Raw genomic sequence first — 2,900 nt, 5'->3', positions numbered from 1 at the left:
CGCTGGCCCTGTTTCGGGATGTCGCCCAGCTTCAGCATCACCAGACCGCCCACGGATTCCACTTCCTCCAGGCCCAGCTCTTCGTTTTCGATGTCGATGCCCAGCGCACGTTCCAGCGAGAAGATGGGCAGGCTGGCTTTGCCGATCAGGGCGCCGTCTTCCTGTGTCAGCCAGTCGTTTTCGTTCAGGCGGAATTCGTCGTGAATCTCGCCGACCATGGCGCCCAGCAGATTGTCCAGCGTGAGGAAGCCTACCGGACGTTTGCCCTTTTCGCCGATCAGCGCGAAGTGCGGCGCGCCATCCTTGAAGCGGCGGAACAGTTCCAGCGCCAGGGTGCGGGTGGAGTAGGTGTCCACCGGACGCAGGAAAGGCGTAAACGATTTGATTGGTTTACCCGATTGCTGGGCAAAGAACAGGTCCTTCAGGTGCACGACGCCCAGCACGTTGTTGCCGGTTTCGTCGAAATAGGGATAGCGGCTGAAGCGGTTGCGCACCACGGTCTGAAGATTCTCTTCCACGGACTGCGTGGCGTACAGTGCGATCACCTCATTAATCGGCCGCATCAGGTCGGACACGCGCAACTGGGAGAAGTCCAGCGAGTTGGCCAGCACATTGCGTTCGTCCTTGTTGAAGGCCTCGCCGGGCTGGCTGGTGCGCAGGATCAGTTTCAGTTCGTCGGTCGAATAGTGCGAATCATGGCCGCCGGCGTTGCTCAGACCCACCACGCGCAGCACCAGGTTAGCGCYTTCGTTCAGCACCCAGATGGCGGGATACATCACCCAGTAGAAGGCATACAGCGGAACAGCGGTCCACAAGGCGATGACTTCAGGAATACGGATCGCCAGCGATTTCGGCGCCAGCTCGCCGACGACGATGTGCAGGAAGGAGATGGTGACGAAAGCGAAGACAAAGGAGATGCCATGCACCAGCTCCGGCGACGTGATGCCGACCAGATGCAGCAGCGGTTCCAGCAGGCTGGCGAAAGCGGGTTCGCCGATCCAGCCCAGGCCCAGCGAGGCGAGGGTGATGCCCAGCTGGCAGGCGGAGAGGTATGCATCCAGCTCACTATGCACCTTGGCCAGGATGCGGCCGCGCAGGCCGTGCGTCTTGGCGATGGCGCGCACGCGCGTGCGGCGCAGGGTGACGATGCCGAATTCGGCCGCCACGTAAAAACCATTGAGGGCAACGAGGAAAAGCGCGAGCAGGACAAGCAAAAGGTTCTGCATATAACGCACGAAGGCGGGTAGTTAAAAACAACATGATATCCGACCCGGTCCGTTGACGCCGTTTTTTGCGCTTTTCCTCCCCGCAAGTCAGGACTGCGGCGTCAGCCCGACGGCTTTGCAGATGGCCAGCATTTTCTGCGTCAGCGCGGCTTCACTCTGGATGCGCTCACGCTGGGCGGCCAACAGGGAGCGTTGCGCGTCCAGTACCGGCAGGGCGTCGCTCAGGCCTTGTTTGTAGCGTGTAGTCGACAGTTGCAGCGTGGTGCGGGCGTTTTCTTCGCGCTCTTGCAGCTGCTGCAGGTGCAGGTGTTCGGCGGTGTAGCTGGAGAGGGCGTCGTCCACTTCGTGCCACGCTTGCAGCACGGTCTTCTGGTAGGCCACTGCGGCTTCCTGCTGTTCCAGCTCGCGCAGTTCGACAGTGGCGCGGCGGCGCCCGTTGTCGAACAGCGGGAGACTCAGACTTGGGCCGATCGACCACTGGCGGCTGCCCCAGTCGCCGAATTTGCCGCCCGTGAGCGATTCCAGGCCGAATTGTGCGCCCAGCGTGATGCGCGGGTAAAGGTCGGCCTTGGCGACGCCGATCCGCGCCGTCGCCGCATGCAGCCGCGCTTCGGCGGACTGAATGTCAGGACGCCGCGCGACCACGTCGGAGACGATGCCCAGCGCCATATCCGGCGTGTGGCCGAACGGCGCGTCCAGTGCCGACGCGCCGCCCGCGCCGGTCGCACCGCCTGCGCCGCCCACACCGCCCACACCGCCCACACCGCGCGCGCCGCCTGCGGTCGTCAGGGCGCTGGCTGCTGCACGGGCGTCCGACGCCGAGAGGACGCCGGAGCCTGCCAGGTCAGCGCTGGCAGACGGCGCAGAGAGTTCGTTCTGAAGCGCACCGGGCGTCGCGCCGGTCAGCAGCGTCAGGAGATTGCTGGCTTGCGCTTCCTGTTCGAGCAGCCCAGGCAGACGTCCCCGCTGGTCGGCCAGCAGGCTTTGCTGGCGCGCGACGTCCAGGTCCGTGCCGAGCCCTCGCTTGAAGCGGATTTGCGCCAGTTCCAGCAGCTCGCTGGCCGCGTCGATGTCGGCGCGCAGCAAGGCTTGCTGGCGCTGGGCCGCGCGCACTTCGTAGTAGTTGCGTGCCACTTCGACCGCCACCGCCACTTGCACGTCCCGGAGCATCGCACTGGCGCCCGACATCTGTGCATCGGCCGCTTCCACACTGCGGCGCACGCGGCCCCAAAGATCCAATTCCCAGCTGGCGTCAAAACCTGCGGAGTAGACGTTGAAAGGATCGCTCAGCACACCCACCAGCGCATCACGATTGCCTGCTGGCGCAACCACGTCGATCAGGCGCGTGGAGGTGCCGTTCTCGCTCTGGCGCTGGCGTGACGCCGCAGCCTTCGCGCCAACTTGCGGTCCTTGCTCGCTGGCGCTGATATTGCGCTGCAGGCGGCTTTGAGCAAAGTGCAGGGCTGCTGTGCGGACATCGAAATTGGCCTCCAGCGCGCGCGCCTGCAGCCCGCGCAGCACTGGATCGTCGAAGTGAGCGAAAGCCTGCTTGCCGTCGTTGCGCAGGACAGGGTCAAGCAGCACCGGCGAGCCGCCATGCCAATCCGACAGCGTCGCAGGCGCGCTGTCGGCAGGCTTGTGATAATCAGGCCCCACAGCAGCGCAGCCAGCCAG

2 protein-coding genes are annotated in these 2,900 nt (G+C 64.6%); both read right to left on the bottom strand.

What is annotated here, in order from left to right; genetic code table 11:
* Positions 1-1,226: hemolysin family protein (locus AB4Z11_RS28340; RefSeq protein ID WP_442029164.1), on the bottom strand; the 1,226-nt coding region annotated here is incomplete at its 3' end.
* A gap of 87 nt (positions 1,227-1,313) precedes the next feature.
* The coding region (locus AB4Z11_RS28335) for a TolC family protein (RefSeq protein WP_442029163.1) at positions 1,314-2,900 on the bottom strand (1,587 nt) is incomplete at its 5' end.

The organism is Pseudoduganella sp. RAF53_2 (assembly GCF_052113985.1).
In the GTDB taxonomy this organism is placed as follows: Bacteria; Pseudomonadota; Gammaproteobacteria; order Burkholderiales; family Burkholderiaceae_D; genus Rugamonas.
Note: the sequence above shows the minus strand (reverse complement) of the source record. Positions and strands in the feature narration are given on the sequence as shown.